This is a genomic window from Oceanobacillus sp. E9 (assembly GCF_001741975.1).
GTDB lineage: Bacteria > Bacillota > Bacilli > Bacillales > Amphibacillaceae > Oceanobacillus > Oceanobacillus kimchii.
The window spans coordinates 651,869-670,788 of sequence record NZ_LSNA01000007.1; the positions used below are offsets into that span (position 1 = coordinate 651,869).

The following is an 18,920-nucleotide window of genomic DNA, read 5'->3' on the forward strand; positions in this document are numbered from 1 at the left end:
ATGAAAAAACAAATTACAAAGGAACTATTGGATATAGGAGCAGTACAAATAAATTTAGATACATATTTTACTTGGACATCAGGATTAAAATCCCCCATCTATTGTGATAATCGTTTAACAATGAGTTATCCCAAAGTGCGAAAAAAAATTGCTCAAGCATTTATTCATATGTTAGAAGAAGAGAGCATTAAACCTGATGTGATAGCAGGATGTGCTACAGCTGGCATACCACATGCAGCATGGTTATCTGATCTTTTGAATTTACCTATGGTATATGTAAGATCAAAACCGAAAGTACATGGAAAAGGAAATCAAATAGAAGGTGCTAGTGTAGAAGGAAAAACAGTACTAGTAATTGAGGATTTAATCTCTACTGGTGGTTCGTCTATTGAAGCAGCAAAGGCACTACAACAAGCAGGAGCAAATATTTTAGCCGTCTATTCAATTTTTACATATGGGCTGAATAAATCAAAAGAAGCTTTTTCTCAAGCAAATATCGCTTACAAATCCATTACAGGTTTTGATGATTTAATTCAAGAACTAATTAGTTCTGGTGAGTTATTAGAAGAAGAAAAAATTGAATTATTGACTTTTAGAGATAGTTTGTAAAGGTGTTAAAACATAAGTTATGAGTTGAGGTTAGAAAAAAACATCCGTCCAGAAATATAATAAAAAAAGGGCTAGGTGAGTTTCCAATGATAAAGATACAGAGGACTCACCAGCTGCCTTGTAAAACGAAAAACCTTAAATTTATTTCTAGCGTTAAACTTTTAAAGTGTTTTTCGATTTAATTAATCTCCTTTCTGATACATTACCATCCATTCATCAATTGAAAATGATAGAAGTTGCTCTTTTTGTTGCTTAACATCAAAATAAGCTTTTACTCTAGTATTAGCATCTAAAAGATAAGATTCCACAGCATTTTTCTGTTTTGGATCTTCAACAGTACGATTAACCCAATCTTGGAAGGGGAGTATTTTCTTTTGAAGTTGCTCTTTTCTAATAGATAAAGGGTAGGTAGAAATAATTTGTTTCCATTCAGAAACCTTTAACGATCGCATATGACTAGGATCACGTAATTTTTCTAATTCGTTTACATAGAGGTCAAGTTCGTTGTCCTCACTGGAAATATTATCAACGAAAATAAATGTACCTTTTGGTTTTAGTACTCGATTTGTTTCTTCTATAAATTTTGTAGGATTTGGGAAATGATGAGCTGCAATTCGGCAACTTACGATATCAAAAGTTTGATCTAAAAACGGCAAGTTCTCTGCATCAACAACGACATATTGGATATTTGTATAGTTTATTAAATGATAACGTGTTTCTTGAAGCATTTCAGGAGTTAAATCAGTTGCTATCACATTTTTTACATGGGGAGAAAATTGCTTCGCTACATGTCCACCACCTGTTGCAATATCTAACATAACCATTTCCTTATTCGGTGCTGTCCATGCGATCATCTTTTCCAATTCTTTTTCATTCGCGTGAGTTTTACTTGTTATATACGCATTACTATTCTTAGCGAATGCCTTCTTTACTAACGATTTTTCATCCATCAACATCTTCCTTTTCCATTTAATTTTAGAATTTCATTTACTATTAGTTTATGTGGTATGATGTAATAAGTAAAATACAATAAATTGATTGGTATTGATAACATATACTTATATGAGGTGTTTTAATTGAGGATGGATGATTATGAATTATTAATACGTTTAAATGAAATTGGTACCATTCGTGGAACGGCAAAGGCTGTTTTAATTTCCCAACCAGCTGTTACTCAACGTTTAAAATATATGGAAGACTATTTTGGTGAAGCAATATTTATTCGAACTTCTAAACGTCTACTACCAACTCCTGCTGGTGAGATTATTATTCAACATGCAAAGCGAGTCATTTATCAAGAAAAAGTCTTAAAGAACCGATTAGCAGAGACCGGTGAAGAAATCCAAGGAACCCTCTCTATTGCTTGCTCTACTTTAATTAGCCAGCGATTTTTACCGAGTATCTTAGGTGAATTTACAGCTAATTATCCGAAAGTAACAATTGATTTAGTTACAGGTATTAGTGAAGATATTAGACGAAACCACAAAAAATATCATATTTGTATCATAAGAGGCGAGAAATTAAAGGAAACGACTTCTGTTCATTTATTTGATGATCCACTGTATATGTTTGATACAGAACATTTTCCATCTAATCAAGTAAAGGAAAGGCCGTTAATTTCTTTTAAAAGTGATGATAGTATGCATGAACTTGTTGATAACTGGTTATATCATCAACAAGAATCTATTAATCCCGTAAAAACATTAACCGTAGATCAAATCGAAACTTGTAAACAATTTATGAAACAAGGAATTGGAATGGCAGTTTTACCTGAAAGTGTTTCTGATCATCTAAAAGAAGAATATCCTCATATTGCGCTTGAAATTAATGGAAAGCCGGTAACACGCGATACGTGGGTATGTTATCAAGAAGGCATCCGCAAATTACCACAGGTAGATCATTTTCTAGAATTATTACAGAAAACTACTTTTTAAAATTTTTATGTTTACAAATTATATTTAACGGAAATATAAGAACTATACGTTAAATTAATAAGGAGTAGTGATCGTATGAGTGATATTCTATTTACTTCAACAGCTACAGCAAAAAATGGTAGAGACGGACATGTGAAATCAGATGATGGGATTATTGATGTAGATTTAGTTAACCCAGCTGGAGGTAAATCCGATAAAAAAGGATCTAATCCAGAGCAACTATTTGCTGCAGGATATTCTGCTTGTTACGATGGTGCTCTAAATCATGTTGCATCTGAAAAAGGGAAGAAAATAAGTTCTGAGACAACTGCAGATGTCCATTTTATGAAAGATACTTCTGATGGCGGCTTTAAGATTGGAGCTACACTCCATATTAAAATAGAAGGCGTTAGCCAAGATGAAGCGCAAGAATTAGCAGAAGCAGCACACGACTTCTGTCCTTATTCAAAGGCAACGCGAGGCAATATCGAAGTAACTTTAAAACCAGAAGCTGTTTAACATCTAAACAATAAAAGGTTCAAACCAATTCAGGTTTGAACCTTTTTTATAAGCAAAATTTCACTTTATCCTTTCCTTAATCGATCGACAATTTCTTTAGACGGCGTTACATAAATAGTTTTTTGATTATCATAAATGACATAACCTGGTTTGGCGCCGTTTGGTTTTCTGACATGACGAATGGAAGTATAATCCACCGGAACCGAGGACGATTGCTGAGATTTGCTAAAATAAGCAGCTAATTGAGCAGCTTCTTTTATCGTTAGTTCACTAGCTTGTTTATCTCGGATAATCACATGAGATCCGGGGATATCTTTTGTGTGCAACCAAATATCATCTCGATTTGCTAAACGCATCGTTGCATATTCATTTTGTTTATTGTTTTTGCCGACAAGGATCGTAGTACCTTCGGAAGAAATGTACTCTTCAGGTGCTGGTTGTTGCGGCTTTTTTTTCTTCTTCGTCTGTCGTTGTTTTTTTAAATAACCTTCTTCTCTTAACTCTTCACGTATTTCCTCGATATCCTCTGTACTAGCAACATCTAATTGTTGTAATAACTGATCTAAATATTGAATTTCCAAGTCTGTACGTTTAATTTCTGATTGCATAATTTGCCTTGATTTTTTTAATTTAGCATAAGTTTTAAAATAACTTTGTGCATTTTCACTTGGTGATTTTTGAGGGTTTAGTTTGATTAATACTTTTTTTTGGTCAGGATCATAATAATCAACAACCTCTACCTGCTTATCACCAAATTGAACTTCATGCATATGAGCAGTTAAGAGTTCTCCTAATCGCTGGTATTCATCGGCGTGTTCTGATTTTTGTATGGTTTGTTGATGTTTTTTTAGTTTTCGTTCATTTTTCTGCTTTTCATTTTTTATAAATCGATATAAATCTTTTGCTTGTTGCTTTACTCTATCACGTTCCGCTTTTCCTGAGTAGAACGTATCTAACATTTGATTTACTGATTCAAATGGTTCTTTCTCAGCATTGCTTTTTGATGTTAATGGAAGTACGTGAAAATCTTCTTTTCCATTTCGGTAGATTGTTGGAGTATATTCATGTGCATCTAATCGACGTTGAACTTTTTCAAACATGGATTGATATTGTTCATTTGTACCTAAAGCTACTTTTGATGCAAAATCTTTCGTAATCAATGGTGAAAAACCTTCCAGTATTTGTAGCATCTGCTGATCAATTTTGCCGGAATTAAAATCAAGCTTTTGAATAAATTGGTCACTTGAAAGTTCTAATGGATGAAACTTTTGTTGATCTGGTGGAGATTGATATGATTGTCCAGGAAGTATGGAACGATGTCTATTTTGTGAATAAGAAATATGTTTTAAGCTATCAATGATTACACCTTTTTCTTGATCGACTAAAATAAGGTTACTATGTTTTCCCATTAGTTCCATTATTAATTGTTTATAGCTTATATCACCAATTTCATTCCTTGTACGTATTGAAAATATTACAATTCGTTCCATACCTTTTTGTTCGATTTTTTCAACAATAGCTCCAGATAAATGCTTTCGTAATACCATACAAAACATCGGAGGCTCTTTTGGATTCATATAAGTATCATTTGTTATATGGAATCTAGCATATGTTGGATGTATCGAAAATAACAAAGACTGATTAACAGAGTTGTTCCTTACTGTCATGACAATTTCACTATCAGTTGGTTGATAGATTTTTGCAATTTTACCACGAACTATTTTATTTTCTAATTCTTCGGTTATGGCTCTAGTAACAATACCATCAAATGGCATAATAAATCACCTCTTGCGACATTATAGCATTTTTTTGTTAAGAACGGCATAGATATGGATTAAGAGCTTGTACAATCTATACATTGTCGGAGGAATGCTGATGAAATGGTATCAATTAGATGTAGAAAAAGTAGAGCAGAAGCTCCAAGTAATTTCAAATCGCGGTCTAAATAACAAACAAGCAGTGGAGAGAAGAAAACAACATGGTGAAAACATATTAGAATCTAAAAAGCAAGTTTCAAACTGGATTCTATTTTTCAAGCAATTTCAAGATTTTATGGTGTTGGTTTTGTTAGCCGCAACATTAATCGCTGGTTTACTTGGAGAATATATTGATGCAATCGCAATTATGGTGATTGTATTAATAAATGGATGCATTGGTTTTTTTCAAGAACAAAAAGCAGAAAATTCACTAGAAAAATTAAAAGAGCTTTCTGCACCAATTGCTAGTGTATTACGTGAAAAACAATGGGAAAAAATATCTTCTCGGGATATTGTTGTCGGAGATGTAGTACGCATTAATAGTGGAGATCGCATTCCAGCTGATATTCGTATTATTAAGTCTAATGGTTTGGAGACCGAGGAATCTGCATTAACTGGAGAGTCACTACCCGTAAGTAAGCATGCTACAGCAATAACTGCTGAGAACTTAGATGTTCAAGATCAAACGAATATGGGGTTTATGGGGACAATGGTCACTCGTGGTTCTGGAACTGGTGTTGTTGTTGGTACAGGCATGAAGACAGTGATGGGCCAGATAGCATCTCTCATTGAAGGAACGAAAAAAACCGTAACTCCACTTGAAATGAAATTGGCAGAATTAGGGAAAATCTTAATTGTAGTTGCTCTCTTATTGACGGTTCTTGTAGTTGGAGTAGGGGTAGTACAAGGCCATCCTATGTACGAAATGTTTCTTGCAGGTGTCTCACTAGCAGTAGCAGCTATTCCTGAAGGACTACCCGCAATCGTGACAGTTGCATTGTCTCTTGGAGTACAACGAATGATACGAAAGAAAGCAATTGTACGCAAATTATCTGCCGTAGAAACATTAGGATGCGCATCAGTTGTTTGTTCTGACAAAACAGGAACCATGACAGAAAATCAAATGACCGTTAAAGAAATGTATTTGAATGGTGAATATTTATATGTAACTGGAGATGGATACCAAACACAAGGTGATTTCTTTTTAAACAAAAATAAAGTAGAACGAACGCATCCTAATTTGGAAACGATGCTTCTATATGGGATGATATGTAATCATTCTCAGTTGATGGTTAAAAAAGGAAAGAACTTTATTGACGGAGATCCAACGGATGGTGCTTTATTAGTTGCGGCACGAAAATTAGGTTTACATGCTGATAGGAAAGAAGATTATCATGTTATTAAAGAATTACCATTTGATTCTGATCGCAAACGAATGAGCATAATTGTTGAAGACAAGAATGGAATGAAGATGATTATTACTAAAGGTGCTCCTGATGTTTTATTACCTCGATCCACCTATTATTTAGATGAAAATGGAAGGTCACTATTAAAAAAAGAAGATACTAAAGAGATTGAAAATGCAGTGTATCATATGGCTGGAAAAGCTCTCCGTACGATTGCGATTGGAGTTCGTATTTTACCAAATAATATGGATATAGATAGTACAATAATCGAAAATGAACTTACATTTATCGGATTGTATGGATTAATGGATCCACCTAGGAAAGAAGTGAAGTCAGCGATACGGGAATGTAAAGAAGCAGGAATTAAAACAGTAATGATAACAGGAGATCATGCACATACTGCTCGAGCAATTGCAAGTCATTTACAATTGTTACCTGAAAACGGATTACTATTTGAAGGAAAACAATTAAACAACATGTCAGATCAGGAATTGGAAAATGTAATTGAAGACGCATATGTTTTTGCTAGAGTTACTCCTGAACATAAATTGAGAATAGTAAAAGCTTTTCAAAATAAGGGGCATATAGTTGCTATGACAGGAGATGGAGTTAATGACGCTCCAGCTATCAAAGCAAGTGATATTGGAATAAGTATGGGGATTAATGGTACAGATGTAACAAAAGAAGCTTCATCCCTCGTATTAATGGATGATAATTTTGCAACTATTAAATCAGCAATAAATGAAGGCAGAAACATCTATGAAAATATAAGGAAATTTATACGATATCTTCTAGCTTCTAATGTTGGAGAAATATTAGTTATGTTATTTGCTATGTTACTAGCATTACCGCTACCACTTGTTCCGGTACAAATACTTTGGGTGAATTTAGTGACGGATGGATTACCTGCAATGGCGCTTGGTGTGGATAAAGCAGAAAGCGATGTAATGAAGCGTGGACCAAGGAATCCAAGAGAAGGTATTTTTTCAAGAGGATTGGGATATAAAATTGTATCAAGAGGAATATTGATAGGTATTGTTACATTAATTGCTTTTATGGTAACGTATCAAAATAATCCTGAACACCTAATTTATGCACAGACTACTGCTTTTGCTACATTAGTAGTTGCACAGTTGATTCATGTTTTTGATTGTCGTAGTGAACATTCCGTTTTTGCAAGAAATCCATTTGGAAATATGTACCTTGTTTATGCGGTAATTTCCTCCTTACTATTGTTATTTGTTGTAATTTATTGGGAACCGCTTCAACCGATCTTCCATACAACTTCTCTTAGCATAATAGATTGGTTGTTAGTTGTTGGATTAGGAGCAATACCAACTGTACTCTTCGGTTACTCAAAAAAATAACCGAACTTTTAAGAAATGAGATCATTAATTTCCCGGATTTTTACGCGTCTGAGAGTAAGTACCGTAAAAGTTCGGGTATTTTGTTATAACTAAAAACCCCTCTTGATCAGGTTAGTTGTTCCTCATTATCTAAAGTTACTATAGATTCTATATTTGGTTTGCTAAATTTTTTTTCTCTTCTAACTCTTCTACACGTATTGTGTCTAGCAAATTTATGGTATAAAATTCGATAAAGATAAAGTATAATGTTACTATTAGAGAAGAATAATCAGAGAAAAAAGTAGTTGTAATATGATTGAGGGGGAAGTAAGTTGAATTTAAGTCTAATAAATATTGGTTTCGGTAACGTTGTTTCTGCCAATCGAATAATTTCAATTGTTTCACCGGAGTCTGCACCTATTAAACGTATTATAACCGTTGCTAGAGATAATAATAAACTAGTGGATGCTACATATGGTAGACGTACAAGAGCAGTTATTATTACAGACAGTGACCATGTTGTTCTTTCTGCTGTTCAGCCAGAAACTGTTGGTCAGCGAGTAATTAGTAATGATGAAATTTCAGATGAGTAGAATCACATAGTAGGAGGAAATAAGTTGATAAAAGAGAAAGGCATTTTATTTATTCTATCTGGTCCATCCGGAGTTGGAAAAGGGACGGTAAGAAAAAAACTATTTGAAGAAGAAACGGATTTACAATACTCTATTTCTATGACAACTAGAGATAGACGACCTGGTGAAGTAGACGGTGTTGATTATTTTTATAAAACAAAAGAAGAATTTGAGCAATTAATTAAGGATGGCCAGCTTTTAGAATATGCTCAATATGTCAATAATTATTATGGAACACCTCGTAACTATGTGGAAGAAACGTTAGAAAAAGGACAAGATGTATTCTTAGAAATAGAAGTGCAAGGTGCATTACAAGTAAAAGAAAATTTCCCAGAAGGCGTGTTTATATTCTTGTTTCCACCAAGTCTTGATGAGTTAAAAAACCGCATTGTAAGTCGAGGAACAGAGTCTCAAGAATTGGTTTTAAATCGATTAAAGGAAGCGCGTAACGAAATCGAGATGATGGATGCTTATGATTATGTAGTGGTTAATGATGAAGTACAGCATGCGGTAGATAAAGTAAAAACAATAATTAAAAGTGAGCATTTGAAACGAGAGCGAATTGCAAAACAATATAAAAAGATATTGGAGGATGAGTTATCATGATGTTAGAACCTTCTATTGATGCTTTACAAAAACGAATTAAATCCAAGTACAGCCTAGTAACACTATCTGCAAGAAGAGCGAGACAACTGAGTGAATCTAAACAACCATTGGTTGAAAAGTCAAAATCTCATAAGTTTGTTGGTATGGCTCTTGAAGAGATTGAAGCAGGAAAATTATATATCGAGAATTAATATGAACCCTCTGCCACACTGCGGAGGGTTTTTCGTTGTTGTATAGGAATTATAAAATTAGTGTGTGGTGGATAATTAAATAACTGAACCAGCCACGTCCGGCGCTTCGCCTTTGTTCTGATAGATCGTTAATACTTTTCAAAAGCGATTGTTCTCATAATATGTTATAAATAAGTTAGAATGATCGGATAGTTGAAGGGGGTAGAATCATGCTAAAAAACAAGAAAATTTTACTTGGTGTTTCTGGTGGAATAGCTGTATATAAAGCATGTGGTCTGGCAAGTAAACTAACTCAAGTAGGTGCAGAGGTCAGAGTAATAATGACAGAAAGTGCTCGTGAATTTGTTTCACCACTTACTTTTCAAGCATTAACTAGAAATCCAGTATATACAGATACATTTGATGAAAAAAACCCAAAGAAAATAGCGCATATTGATATAGCAGATTGGGCAGATATTGCCATTATTGCTCCTGCTACAGCAAATATTATTGGTAAACTGGCTAGTGGACAAGCAGATGATATGCTCTCAACTACGATGTTAGCGACACAAGCGGAAGTCTATATAGCGCCTGCAATGAATGTACATATGTATGCTCATCCAGCCGTGATTAAAAATATGAAACAACTTGAATCTTGGGGTTATCACTTTATTGAACCTGGTGCAGGTTATTTAGCATGTGGTTATGTCGGAAAAGGAAGACTGGAAGAACCTGAAGAGATTGTTTCCGTCATCCAAAGACATGTTTCACAACAACAATATTTACATGGGAAAAAAATCCTGATTTCTGCAGGTCCTACTCGAGAAATCGTAGATCCTGTTCGCTTTTTCTCTAATCGTTCATCAGGAAAAATGGGATTCGCCTTGGCAGAGGCAGCGGCAAATCTAGGAGCGGAAGTTACACTTGTTTCAGGTCCGGTTAATTTACAAATAAATCATCCCAATATTAGACGAATCGATATAACCTCTGCTGAAGAGATGTTTGATGTGATCACAGATCATTTTGATCAACAGGATATAGTGATTAAATCTGCAGCAGTTGCTGATTATCGTCCTAAATTCATTCATCAAGGAAAAATGAAGAAAAAGGACGGAAATTACACAATTGAAATGGAAAGAACAAAAGATATATTAGCAACACTAGGTGAAAAGAAGAAACATCAATTTTTAGTGGGATTTGCAGCTGAAACAGATACTCCGATTGAATACGGATTAGGAAAATTAGATCATAAAAATCTAGATGCAATTGTTGTAAATGATATTAGTTCAGATGGTGCAGGCTTTGAGGGAGACACGAATATCGTTACGTATATAAATAAGAAAAAACAACAAGAATCAATTCATCAAGCAACAAAGACAGATATAGCTTATAAACTATTTGAATGGATTATCCGAGACTTAAAGGATGATGACCGTTGAATATAGCTAGTGTTATCGTGGATGTACCATCTAGTTCAACAAATCAGACATTTGATTATCTTATTCCTGAGCAGTTTCAGGGAGTTATTCAAAAAGGTATGAGGGTAATTGTACCCTTTGGACCAAGAAAAATTATGGGATTTGTGACAGGAGTTAAAGATGATACTTCGTTATCAAAGGTAAAAGAAATTATAGATGTCTTGGATATAAGTCCAGTTTTAACAGAAGAGTTATTAAGTTTAGGTAAATGGGTTTCTGAAAAAACATTAAGTCTATCCATTACTGTTCTACAAACGATGCTTCCACAAGTTTTAAAATCTCAGTATAGTAAAGATTTAGTAAGAGAGACAGAGGCGCAATTGCCAGATGAACTTGAGGCATTATTTGCTGGACGTGAATCCATTGACTTTGATGAGATTGGAAAATCAACTATCTCATATAGAATAATTAAAAATCATATTGATTCTGGTGATTTATCCGTGTCATATCATGTACAATCTAGAATCACGAAGAAATATCAAACGATGGTAATCCCTTCAAAACCTCCAATTCAGCTAGAAGAAGAGATAATGAGTTTATCGAAGAATGCGAGTAAACAAAAGCAATTATTATCTTATCTTGCAGATCATCAAAGTGAAATAGAAAAGAAACATCTATTACAAATAACCAATGCTTCTGCACAAACACTAAAGGCAATTGAAGAAAAGGGAATTGTTCAAACCTATCAAAAAGAAGTTTTTCGTGATCCATACAAAGATCAATTTATCGAAGCTACTTCTCCTCTATCTTTAACAATGGAGCAAACTCAAGCCATTGAACCAATAAAAAAGAGTATGGAAAACCATACCAGTGAAACTTTCTTATTACATGGGGTAACTGGTAGTGGGAAAACAGAGATCTATTTACAAGCAATTCAACAAGTCATTGAAGAAGGTAAAGAAGCTATTGTGCTTGTACCGGAAATTTCTCTTACCCCTCAAATGGTAAAAAGATTTAAAGGGAGATTCGGTAGTAAAGTAGCGGTCATGCATAGTGGATTATCTTCCGGAGAGAAGTACGATGAATGGAGAAAAATTCATCGTCAAGAAGTTCAAGTAGTAGTAGGCGCTCGATCAGCGATATTTGCACCTTTTGAAAATCTAGGAATTATTATTATAGATGAAGAGCATGAAACAACATATAAACAAGAGGATCAACCGCGTTATCATGCAAGAGATGTCGCGATAGAGAGGGCAGAGTATCATCAATGTCCGGTTGTACTTGGGAGTGCCACTCCATCCCTTGAATCCTTTGCTAGAGCATCCAAAAATGTATACACATTATTAACATTACAGGAACGAACCAACCGTCAAACCATGCCCAAGGTTGATATTGTAGATATGCGTAATGAATTACATGCGGGTAATCGATCCATGTTTTCTCGTCCATTAATGGAACAAATAGATGAAAGGTTACGTCGCGGAGAACAAATTGTACTTCTATTAAATCGACGTGGATATTCTACATTTGTCATGTGCAGAGACTGTGGTCATGTATGTGAATGTCCCCATTGCGATATCGCATTAACATACCACAAAAATGCACAACGTTTAAAATGTCATTATTGTTCTTATGAACAAGCGGTGCCACAAATTTGCCCTGAGTGTGAAAGTGATTTGATACGATATTTTGGTACAGGTACACAGAAAGTAGAAGAAGAATTAGCAAAACAGATACCTGATGCTAGAGTAATTAGGATGGATGTCGATACTACAAGAAGAAAAGGTTCCCACGAAAATCTCTTGAAACAGTTTTTCGAAAAAAAGGCAGATATATTATTAGGAACACAAATGATTGCTAAAGGTCTTGATTTTGCTAATGTAACATTAGTGGGTGTACTTTCTGCAGACTCTATGTTGCATATCCCAGACTTTCGATCATCTGAACGAACCTTCCAATTACTAACACAGGTTAGTGGAAGAGCTGGGAGACATGAACTTCCAGGGGAAGTAATAGTTCAAACGTATACTCCAGAACATTATAGTATTGAGTTTGCATCTGAGTATGATTATGATAACTTTTATCGGAAAGAAATGGCGATGAGAAAGGCGTTTCAATATCCACCTTATGTATTTTTAGGGCTAATTACAGTAGCCCACGAAAATCATGCGAGAGCAATTCAAGTTACCCAGGAAATTGTACAGATGCTCTCCAATATTGTGGAGAGAAGAACAACCGTATTAGGGCCAACCCCATCTCCTGTACCTAGGATCAAAGATAGATATCGTTATCAATGCATGATAAAATACAAAAATGAGCCAAATCTGCATGAATATCTTGGTCATATACAGGATCATTTTTCTGATGAAATTAGAAAACAGCAATTACAATTAACAATTGATATGCAACCTTATTATATGATGTAAATAAAGCGTACAATGAAAGAAGGTATAAGTAATGAAACGAATTGTATTTATGGGTACCCCAGATTTTGCTGTACCAGTATTGCAGAAGTTACTAGAATTAAATTATGACATTGTGTTAGTGGTTACCCAACCCGATCGTCCCAAAGGTAGAAAAAAAGTAATCACACCACCACCAGTCAAAGAAGAAGCGATCAAACACAATTTAGAAGTATTTCAACCAGAAAAACTACGAGACGATTTCAAAATGATTATAGATTTAAAACCTGATTTAATAGTAACAGCAGCATATGGACAAATATTGCCAAGAGAGATATTAGAAAGTCCATCATATGGTTGTATTAATGTACATGCTTCACTTCTCCCAGAATTACGCGGCGGTGCACCAATCCATTACGCAATTATGCAAGGGAAAGACGTGACAGGCGTTACGATTATGTATATGGCAGAAAAATTAGATGCAGGAGATATTTTGACGCAGGTTGAAGTTCCGATTGAACAAGATGATCATGTCGGAACGATGCATGATAAATTATCGCAAGCTGGTGCTAACCTACTTATCGAAACACTTCCTTCATTATTTAATAATGAAATAACACCAAGGAAGCAGGATGAAAGCTTAGTTACTTTTGCTTCTAATATTAAAAGAGAAGAAGAACGGATTGATTGGTCAAAATCAGCTAAAGAAATCGTAAATCATATCAGAGGCTTACATCCATGGCCAGTAGCGTTTACAACCTATGAAGGGCAAGTAATGAAAATATGGTGGGGAGAAGAAACGTCCCCATTAAACAAATCTGGTAATATTGGTGAGATTATTGAAAAAGATTCAAATGGGTTTTATGTACAATGTGGTAATAAGTCAATCGTAAAAATCAGTGAAATCCAACCTGCTGGAAAAAAACGTATGTTGGTTGAAGATTATTTAAAAGGTTCTCAAGATCGAATAAAATTAGGAGTTAAATTAGGTGATTAAAGATGAAGTATCAACTACGTAATACGATGCTCGATATATTAATTCGTATTGAAAAAGATCATGGTTTTAGTAATTTACTTCTAAACCATGAATTAAAACAACGACAATTTAATGAAAAGGATGAACGTTTACTTACAGAAGTAGTGTATGGAAGTTTACAGCATCAGATGACATTGGATTATTATTTATCTAAATTTGTTAAATCAAAGAAAAAGTTAGATGTTTGGGTTCAACCCTTATTAAGAATGTCATTTTATCAAATGATTTATTTAGAAAAAGTTCCTGACCATGCGGTAATTCATGAGTCTGTGGAAATTGCAAAACAGCGTGGTCATCAAGGAATAGCATCTTTTGTGAACGGAGTATTACGTAGTTTACAACGCCAGGGAGTACCATCGTTAACAGATATTAAAGATCCAATAGAACGTATAGCGATTGAGACGAGTCATCCAGAATGGTTAGTAAAACGGTGGGCGGAAATGTATGGTATGGAAACTACTGCGAAGATGTGTAGAAATAATTTAGAACATCATCCACTTTCCATCCGTATCCAACCTTTGCGAACTTGTAGAGAAGAAGTAATGCAAGAGTTGAAAGAATCAGGTATTGAGTCTCGTCCCTCTATATTTTCTAACCAAGGGATTATTATTGAAAAAGGTAATATTTTTAGAACAAACCTTTTAAAAGAAGGAAAAATCACTATACAAGATCAAAGTTCTATGCTTGTTGGGGAAATGTTAGCAGTGGAATCAGGAATGCATGTATTGGATAGTTGTAGTGCCCCTGGAGGAAAAGTGACACATGTAGCTGAGAAGATGCAAGATCAGGGTATTATCCATGCTTTTGATTTACATGTCAAAAAAATTAAATTAATTGATGAAAAAGCATCTACGTTGCATCTCACTTCTATCCATGCACAAAAAGGAGATGCAAGGAAACTAGCAAGTAAATATGAGAAGGAATCATTTGATCGCATTGTTGTCGATGCACCTTGTTCTGGGTTAGGAGTAATTAATGGAAAACCTGAAATTAAATATGAGAAATCCAAAGAAGATATACAACGCTTAGCAAAAATTCAACAAGATATCTTAAACGAAGTGATTCCATTATTAAAAGAAAATGGACTATTAATTTATAGTACATGTACGGTTGATAAAGAGGAAAATAATCAAGTCGTTCGTCAAGTCATTGAGAATCACCAAGATATCTACATTGATTTCAGCTTTCGTGATGAATTACCTAAAGAATTACAAGATGCTCCTGGATGGTCAGGAGAAGGCTTGCAATTATTCCCTCAAGATTTTCATACAGATGGTTTCTTCTTAACGAGATTAAAAAAAATCCGATAATTTCGTTTTGTTATTGGTAAAATTGTGCAATACTTGATGTAAAGGTAGTTAATTATGATTATAATGAAATAAAATCGGAGATAGGGGGGGAACAAGTGGAAGGACATTTTCTAACGGATCGCGGTAAGGTACGAAATCATAATGAAGATGCTGGTGGATTATTTTACAATAAGAGTAACCAACTAATTGCAATTATTGCTGATGGTATGGGCGGTCACCAAGCAGGTGATGTAGCTAGTAAGTTAGCAACCGAAAGTATTAAACAAAAATGGTTAGATACCGACCGCTTGGAAGGACCAGAACAAGTGGAAGCTTGGTTAAAAGAAGCAGTTCAACAATCAAACCAACATATCTTTCAAAAGTCACAGGAAGATAAGCGTTGTGAAGGAATGGGGACGACAGTAGTCATTGCTGTTGCTTTAGAGGAATACGTAACAATTGCTCATGTTGGAGATAGTCGCTGTTATCTACTAAACGAAGATGGCTTCCAACAAGTAACTGAGGATCATTCTTTTGTAAATGAATTAGTTCGTATCGGACAAATATCTGAAGATGATGCTGAAATACACCCTCGTAAAAATGTGATTTTGCGTGCGTTAGGAACGGATAATCAGGTTAATGTAGATTTAAAAACGTTAACATGGCAAAAAAATGATCGATTATTATTATGCTCGGATGGGTTATCGGATAAGGTAACTGAACACGAACTTGCGGACTTTACAGATTCTACTAAGGATATTGAAGCAATTGGTAGTGAACTGATTCAGTTAGCAAATAATCGGGGAGGAGAAGATAATATTTCTCTGATATTAATTGTCCATGCTGATAATTCTGTGGAGGCAGGTGATCCTGTTGAATAAAGGAGAACTGCTAAATGAACGGTATAAGATAATAAAGAAAATTGGCGGAGGCGGCATGGCTAATGTCTATCTTGCTAGAGATACGATTTTAGAACGCGATGTTGCTGTGAAAGCCCTTCGCATGGAATATATACATGATCAAGAGTTTATCGCTCGATTTGATCGTGAAGCGCAATCAGCAACGAGCTTATCTCATCCTAATATAGTAAATATATTTGATGTTGGCGAAGAAGATCAACTATTGTATATGGTGATGGAATATGTAGATGGAATGACGTTAAAAGAATACATACATCAACATGGGCCAATTGATGTGCCAGAGGCATTAGATATTATGAAGCAATTAACATCAGCAATAGCTCATGCACATGCAAATGAAATTGTTCATCGTGATATAAAACCACAAAATATCTTAATTAACAGTATTGGACAAGCCAAAGTTACCGATTTTGGCATTGCAATGGCGTTAAGTGCTACTGCTTTGACCCAAACTAATTCTATTTTAGGTTCTGTACATTACCTTTCTCCTGAACAAGCACGCGGGGGAATGGCAACGAAAAAATCTGATATTTATTCAATGGGGATTGTTTTATATGAATTATTAACGGGAAAGTTACCTTTTTCGGGACAATCACCTGTGTCTATCGCACTTAAACATTTGCAGAATAATACACCGTCTGTGAAAAAAGCGAATCCTTCTATCCCACAAAGTGTGGAAAATATTGTGCTACAGGCAACGGCAAAAGATCCATTTCATCGATATAATAGTATTTATGAATTAGAAGAAGCATTAGAAACTGCGTTGGATCCAAGTCGATTGGATGAGGAACCATTTACATTACCAGATGAAGTTGGTGATGAAACAAAAGCGATTCCAATCATTACTGATCAAGATAGTGTAGTCGATAATAATGAGGATACCATTATCCATTCGGCAAATCAGAGTACGAAAAATTATCCAGAAGAAACTCACTCTAAAGATAATAAAAAGAAGAAAAAAGGAAAAGTGAAAAAAGAAAAGGCGAAATCCAAGAATAAAAAACCAAAATCAAAAAAGAAAAAAGTATTTTGGATTGTATTTTCGATTCTACTTCTAGCACTATTGATAACTGGTATTACTGTATTTGCAACACAACCGAAGGATATTCCTATGCCGGACGTAATTGAGATGGATTCTGAAGAGGCAAAACAGATACTTGAAGAGAACAATTTAGAAGTAGAAGAAGAGGAAGTATTCTCAGATGAAATTGAAAATGGACTTGTTGTACGTACTGACCCGAATGCCGGAAGAACAGTCAAAGAAGGCTCATCCGTTACCATCTTTGTAAGTCAAGGGCAAGAAAGAGTGGAATTTGAAGATTATGAAGGGCAAGATTTTGAGCAAGTAAAAGAGCTACTAGAAGAAGAAGGATTTACCGATATTACCTCTTATGAAAAAACATCTGATGAGCCAGTAGGTGAAATTATTTCTCAAATACAACCAGAAGCGGGTAGTGAAGTAGTTCCTGGAGAAACAAAGGTAATTTTTGAGATTAGCTCTGGACCAGAACTGGTTAGTTTAAATAATTTAACTGGTATGACAAAAGAAGAAGTACAGGATTATATCGATCGCAATGAATTAACGATGAATTCTCATGAAGAATACTCTGACAACGTGGATGAAGGTAGAGTAATAAGGCAAGATCCACCTTCTGGAACGGATTTAGAGAAGGGCTCAAGCGTTGATGTATATTTTTCAATGGGTCCAGAAGAAATACCTCCTCGTTCGCATACGGTTTCTTTCACAGTAAATTATGAGCCTCAGGAAGATGGAGGTTCGGAGAATGAAGAAGGTAATGAGGGAGAGCCGCCAGTAGAACAAATAGTTCGAGTGTATATTGGGGATGCCAATAATGACATTTCGGATGTTTACGAAGAAAGATCGATTACAGAGGAGGAAGAATTCACCTTTACCTTAATGGTTCCGCCAGATTCAGAGGCAGAGTATAAAGTTACAAGGGATGACGAGGTAATAAGAGAAAGAAGTGTTTCTTATGAAGGAGAAGAAGATTAGATGGCTGAAGGAAGGATTATAAAAGCACTGAGTGGCTTTTATTATGTACAATCAGATAATCAACAATACGTGTGTAAAGGGAGAGGGCTATTTCGAAATAAAAAAATAACCCCTTTAGTTGGTGATTATGTTGAATTTGAGCCAAAAGATGGTAATGAAGGGTATATAATGGAAATCAAAGAGAGGTCGAATGAATTAATTCGACCTCCAATTGCTAATATCGATCAAGCAATTATTGTAAGTTCTGCGGTTGATCCTGATTTTAGTACGTTACTGCTGGATCGATTTCTAGTATTAATTGAATCCAAACACATTGAACCGATAATATTAATCACAAAAGTAGATTTATTAAACGAAGATCAGCTTGAAAACATCAAGGCATATAAACACCAATATGAACAAATTGGATATCGAGTAGAATTAGTTTCTTCTAAGAATCAGGATCTATTGCCTGAATTAGAACCTTATTTTGATGGAAAAGTATCTGTTTTTGCAGGACAATCAGGAGTAGGAAAATCATCCTTAATCAATGTGTTAGATCCTTCTTTATTATTAGAAACTGCTGAAATCTCTAAAAGTCTAGGTAGAGGTAAACACACTACTCGACATGTCGAATTAATGAAGATAGGGAATGGTCTAATTGCTGACACACCAGGTTTTAGCGTATTAGAGTTTCGCGAGATTGAAGCCGAGGAATTAGCTGATAGTTTTCCTGAATTCAGTGCACGAATGCATTTATGTAAATTTAGAGGGTGTATGCATGATAAAGAGCCGAAGTGTGCGGTGAAAGAAGCTGTAGAAAATGAGGAAATAGCCGTTTTCCGTTACAAACATTATTTACGTTTCTTAGAAGAAATACAGACAAGAAAGCCGAGGTATTAGT

At 34.9% G+C, this 18,920-nt stretch carries 16 protein-coding genes; 14 read left to right on the forward strand and 2 right to left on the reverse strand.

Annotated features, from left to right (window positions below):
• Complete coding sequence (gene pyrE / locus AQ616_RS12805; protein ID WP_017796612.1) at positions 1-609, forward strand: orotate phosphoribosyltransferase; 609 nt, start codon at positions 1-3, stop codon at positions 607-609.
• 182 nt (positions 610-791) lie between these two features.
• On the opposite strand, the gene AQ616_RS12810 is transcribed toward pyrE, so the two are convergent.
• The gene (locus AQ616_RS12810) at positions 792-1,559 is read right to left on the reverse strand and encodes a class I SAM-dependent methyltransferase (protein ID WP_017796613.1); all 768 of its coding nucleotides are present in this window, start codon (positions 1,557-1,559) and stop codon (positions 792-794) included.
• A 126-nt stretch (positions 1,560-1,685) separates the two neighbouring features.
• Here AQ616_RS12810 and AQ616_RS12815 point away from each other — a divergent pair, with 126 nt between their 5' ends.
• A complete protein-coding gene (locus tag AQ616_RS12815) occupies positions 1,686-2,543 on the forward strand; it encodes a LysR family transcriptional regulator (RefSeq protein ID WP_017796614.1) in 858 nt (285 codons plus the stop codon).
• A gap of 75 nt (positions 2,544-2,618) precedes the next feature.
• Entirely contained in the window at positions 2,619-3,041 is a 423-nt protein-coding gene (locus tag AQ616_RS12820; protein ID WP_017796615.1) for an organic hydroperoxide resistance protein, read from the forward strand.
• A gap of 65 nt (positions 3,042-3,106) precedes the next feature.
• Here AQ616_RS12820 and AQ616_RS12825 read toward each other — a convergent pair whose 3' ends face one another.
• Positions 3,107-4,816: an Rqc2 family fibronectin-binding protein gene (locus AQ616_RS12825; protein WP_069685945.1), complete on the reverse strand. Its 1,710-nt coding sequence runs from the start codon at positions 4,814-4,816 to the stop codon at positions 3,107-3,109.
• 100 nt (positions 4,817-4,916) lie between these two features.
• Between AQ616_RS12825 and AQ616_RS12830 the strand changes: the two genes are divergently transcribed.
• From AQ616_RS12830 to rsgA, 11 genes are all read left to right on the forward strand, one after another.
• A complete protein-coding gene (locus AQ616_RS12830) occupies positions 4,917-7,571 on the forward strand; it encodes a cation-translocating P-type ATPase (RefSeq protein WP_069685946.1) in 2,655 nt (884 codons plus the stop codon).
• Between the two features lie 311 nt (positions 7,572-7,882).
• Positions 7,883-8,143 carry an extracellular matrix/biofilm regulator RemA gene (remA, locus tag AQ616_RS12835; protein WP_011065902.1) on the forward strand — a complete coding sequence of 87 codons (261 nt, stop codon included), beginning with the start codon at positions 7,883-7,885 and terminating at the stop codon, positions 8,141-8,143.
• Between the two features lie 24 nt (positions 8,144-8,167).
• Positions 8,168-8,788, forward strand: coding sequence for a guanylate kinase (gene gmk, locus AQ616_RS12840; RefSeq protein ID WP_017796618.1), 621 nt, complete (start codon positions 8,168-8,170; stop codon positions 8,786-8,788).
• Positions 8,785-8,979: a DNA-directed RNA polymerase subunit omega gene (rpoZ, locus tag AQ616_RS12845; protein WP_017796619.1), complete on the forward strand. Its 195-nt coding sequence runs from the start codon at positions 8,785-8,787 to the stop codon at positions 8,977-8,979. Before gmk ends, rpoZ begins: the two co-directional genes overlap by 4 nt.
• Positions 8,980-9,188: 209 nt before the next feature.
• A complete protein-coding gene (gene coaBC / locus AQ616_RS12850) occupies positions 9,189-10,397 on the forward strand; it encodes a bifunctional phosphopantothenoylcysteine decarboxylase/phosphopantothenate--cysteine ligase CoaBC (RefSeq protein WP_017796620.1) in 1,209 nt (402 codons plus the stop codon).
• Positions 10,394-12,802: a primosomal protein N' gene (priA, locus tag AQ616_RS12855; protein ID WP_069685947.1), complete on the forward strand. Its 2,409-nt coding sequence runs from the start codon at positions 10,394-10,396 to the stop codon at positions 12,800-12,802. The genes coaBC and priA overlap by 4 nt, the downstream gene beginning before the upstream one ends.
• Before the next feature lie 31 nt (positions 12,803-12,833).
• Complete coding sequence (fmt, locus tag AQ616_RS12860) at positions 12,834-13,775, forward strand: methionyl-tRNA formyltransferase (RefSeq protein WP_017796622.1); 942 nt, start codon at positions 12,834-12,836, stop codon at positions 13,773-13,775.
• 2 nt (positions 13,776-13,777) lie between these two features.
• Positions 13,778-15,124: a 16S rRNA (cytosine(967)-C(5))-methyltransferase RsmB gene (gene rsmB, locus AQ616_RS12865; protein WP_069685948.1), complete on the forward strand. Its 1,347-nt coding sequence runs from the start codon at positions 13,778-13,780 to the stop codon at positions 15,122-15,124.
• A gap of 95 nt (positions 15,125-15,219) precedes the next feature.
• Positions 15,220-15,984, forward strand: a complete 765-nt coding sequence (locus AQ616_RS12870; RefSeq protein ID WP_017796624.1) for a Stp1/IreP family PP2C-type Ser/Thr phosphatase — start codon at positions 15,220-15,222, stop codon at positions 15,982-15,984.
• Positions 15,977-18,037 (forward strand): Stk1 family PASTA domain-containing Ser/Thr kinase, encoded by a 2,061-nt coding sequence (gene pknB / locus AQ616_RS12875; RefSeq protein ID WP_069685949.1) that lies wholly within the window; start codon positions 15,977-15,979, stop codon positions 18,035-18,037. The genes AQ616_RS12870 and pknB overlap by 8 nt, the downstream gene beginning before the upstream one ends.
• Positions 18,038-18,919, forward strand: coding sequence for a ribosome small subunit-dependent GTPase A (rsgA, locus tag AQ616_RS12880; RefSeq protein WP_017796626.1), 882 nt, complete (start codon positions 18,038-18,040; stop codon positions 18,917-18,919).
• The last annotated feature ends 1 nt before the right edge of the window (position 18,920 follow it).

Bases quoted from the DNA above. Each gene is read 5' to 3' on its own strand.
- pyrE (WP_017796612.1), top strand. From the start codon at position 1: ATGAAAAAACAAATTACAAAGGAACTATTGGATATAGGAGCAGTACAA.
- AQ616_RS12810 (WP_017796613.1), bottom strand. From the start codon at position 1,559: ATGGATGAAAAATCGTTAGTAAAGAAGGCATTCGCTAAGAATAGTAAT.
- AQ616_RS12820 (WP_017796615.1), top strand. From the start codon at position 2,619: ATGAGTGATATTCTATTTACTTCAACAGCTACAGCAAAAAATGGTAGA.
- AQ616_RS12825 (WP_069685945.1), bottom strand. From the start codon at position 4,816: ATGCCATTTGATGGTATTGTTACTAGAGCCATAACCGAAGAATTAGAA.
- AQ616_RS12830 (WP_069685946.1), top strand. From the start codon at position 4,917: ATGAAATGGTATCAATTAGATGTAGAAAAAGTAGAGCAGAAGCTCCAA.
- rpoZ (WP_017796619.1), top strand. From the start codon at position 8,785: ATGATGTTAGAACCTTCTATTGATGCTTTACAAAAACGAATTAAATCC.
- coaBC (WP_017796620.1), top strand. From the start codon at position 9,189: ATGCTAAAAAACAAGAAAATTTTACTTGGTGTTTCTGGTGGAATAGCT.
- fmt (WP_017796622.1), top strand. From the start codon at position 12,834: ATGAAACGAATTGTATTTATGGGTACCCCAGATTTTGCTGTACCAGTA.
- rsmB (WP_069685948.1), top strand. From the start codon at position 13,778: ATGAAGTATCAACTACGTAATACGATGCTCGATATATTAATTCGTATT.
- rsgA (WP_017796626.1), top strand. From the start codon at position 18,038: ATGGCTGAAGGAAGGATTATAAAAGCACTGAGTGGCTTTTATTATGTA.